Consider the following 2,540-nt stretch of genomic DNA (forward strand, 5'->3'; position numbering starts at 1 on the left):
CGCTAGAATGGGAAGCGCTGGGCAAGAGCATGATGCATCCCGATATGCCGCGTGCAATGGAGTTGCTGATCGACGCGCAGGAGTCTGCCTTGCGCGAGGCCTTGGCAGGTATCGTCGCCCGTCGCCAGGAGGCGCTCACGCGCTTCTACGACGAGACCGTGAGCCGCGTGTACGGGCTCGCCCTGCGCATCACCTCGCGCTCCGATGCAGCGGAAGAAGTCACGGCCGACGTCTACATGCAGGTCTGGAATCAGGCGGAGCGGTTCGATCAGGGGCGTGGTTCCGTGCTCGCCTGGCTCCTCACCATCTGCAGGAGCCGCGCGATCGACCACCTGCGCCGCGCCGACACGGCGGAATCATGGGCCGAGCCACCGGAGATCGCCGAGTCGGCCGGGCAGGATCCGCAGGCCCTGCTGATGGCGCTGGAAAGCGGGCGTGCGCTGAGCCTGGCGATGGCGGCCCTCGCACCGCTGCAGCGGCAACTGCTGTCGCTCGCCTTCTTTCGCGGCCTGACGCACGAGGAGATTGCCACGCACTTTCGACTGCCTCTTGGAACGGTGAAGACCCATATCCGCAAGGCGCTCGCACAACTGCGCAAGACGCTCTCACCGCACATGGGCGAAGGGGCCCTCCGACGATCATGACCGACGACCCGCACGGCCAGTCGATTCTGGACGCCGAGATGCTCGACGCGCTGCTCGTCGAGTTGAAGCCGATCGCGCCACCCGCCGACCGCGCGGCGTCGCTGCGCGAGCGGATCCTGACGGCGGCCCGCGCTGCAGCGGGCGACACAGACAAAGCCCGCGCTTCTGCCGGCGACACGGACAAGATCACCGTGCCGCCGGACGCCGGCGAGTGGGTCGCGATCGCACCCAAGGTCAGCATCAAGATGCTGCATGCGACGCCCGAATCGCGCGCGTTCCTGTTGCGCCTGAAGCCCGGCGGGCGGCTCGCGCCGCACGACCATCCGGGCGACGAGGAGTGCATGGTGCTCGAGGGCGAGGTGTATCTTGCCGGTGTCCACGCCACGGCGGGCACGTTCCACCTGGCGCCGAAGGGAAGCCACCACAGCGAGATCCGCAGCGAGACCGGCGCCCTGCTCTATCTGCGCATCGCCTCGGGCGAGATCGTTCACCGCTAGCGGTGCTGCGGGCTCGCCGGCGCGGCGACCCTTTCGACGTGGGATAATTGCCGTTTCGGCAACGACTCCTCGCGAACCATGACCCTGCCCCCGAAGGAAATTTTCAAGGCCTACGACATCCGCGGCATCGTCGGCACGACCCTCACGCCCGACTACGCCCATGCGATCGGTCAGGCCATCGGCTCCACCGCGCTCGATCGCGACGTTTCGACCATCGCCATCGGCCGCGACGGGCGCCTTTCCGGGCCGTCGCTCGCCGCGGCACTCGCGCGCGGCATCCAGGCCGCCGGCGCCAACGTGATCGACGTCGGCCGTGTCGCCACGCCCATGCTCTACTTCGCGGCGTGCGAGTGCGGCACGTACTCGGGCGTCATGGTCACCGGTTCGCACAATCCGCCGGAGTACAACGGGCTCAAGATGATGCTGGCGGGCGAGACGCTGGCGGGGGACGCGATCCAGTCCCTGCGCGCGCGCATCGAGTCCGGCGACCTGCGTCACGGCTCGGGCACTCTGGAGACGCGCGACATCGGCGAGCGCTACATCTCGCGCATCGCCGGCGACGTGAAGCTCGCGCGGCCGATGAAGATCGTGGTCGATGCCGGGAACGGAGTGGCCGGCGCATTCGCCCCCGAGCTCTATCGCCGTCTGGGGTGCGAGGTGCGCGAGCTTTTCTGCGAAGTCGACGGGAGCTTCCCCAATCATCATCCCGACCCGTCGGTGCTCGAAAACCTCGAAGACCTGATCCACGCACTGCAAACCACGGACGCGGAAATCGGCCTCGCGTTCGATGGCGATGGCGACCGGCTGGGTGTCGTCACCAAGGACGGCACCGTGATCTACCCCGACCGGCAGCTCATGCTGTTCGCCGCGGACGTGCTCTCGCGCAATCCGGGCGCGACGATCATCTACGACGTGAAATCCACGCGCAACCTCGCGCCGTGGATCGAGCGCCACGGCGGCAAGCCGCTGCTGTGCCGCACCGGACACTCCTTCATCAAGGCGAAGATGCGCGAGACTGGCGCCGCGCTCGCCGGCGAGATGAGCGGCCACGTCTTCTTCAAGGAGCGCTGGTACGGCTTCGACGACGGGCTTTATGCCGGCGCACGCCTGCTCGAATACCTGTCGCGCCAGTCCGACATCGACGCGACGCTGCACGCGATCCCCGATGCCGTCTCGACCCCGGAGTTGCAGATCCAGTTGAAGGAAGGCGAGAACTACGCGCTCATTGCGGAACTGCAGAAGACCGCGAAATTCACCGACGCGCGCGACATCGTCACGCTCGACGGGCTGCGCGTCGAATATGCCGACGGCTTCGGGCTCGCCCGCTCGTCGAACACGACGCCGGTCATCGTGCTGCGCTTCGAAGCCGACGATGAAGCAGCGCTCAAGCGGATTCAGG

3 protein-coding genes are annotated in these 2,540 nt (G+C 67.4%); all 3 read left to right on the forward strand.

Annotated features, from left to right (window positions below; all coding sequences use genetic code 11):
- The first annotated feature begins 44 nt into the window (after positions 1-44).
- Positions 45-644, forward strand: coding sequence for a sigma-70 family RNA polymerase sigma factor (locus JNK68_16590; GenBank protein MBL8541962.1), 600 nt, complete (start codon positions 45-47; stop codon positions 642-644).
- Between the two features lie 38 nt (positions 645-682).
- On the forward strand, positions 683-1,141 hold the full coding sequence (locus tag JNK68_16595) for a cupin domain-containing protein (GenBank protein MBL8541963.1): 459 nt from the start codon (positions 683-685) through the stop codon (positions 1,139-1,141).
- Between the two features lie 78 nt (positions 1,142-1,219).
- Positions 1,220-2,540, forward strand: a 1,321-nt coding sequence (locus JNK68_16600; GenBank protein MBL8541964.1) for a phosphomannomutase/phosphoglucomutase, incomplete at its 3' end; no start/stop codon positions are given.

The organism is Betaproteobacteria bacterium, from assembly GCA_016791345.1.
Classification (GTDB): Bacteria; Pseudomonadota; Gammaproteobacteria; order Burkholderiales; family JAEUMW01; genus JAEUMW01.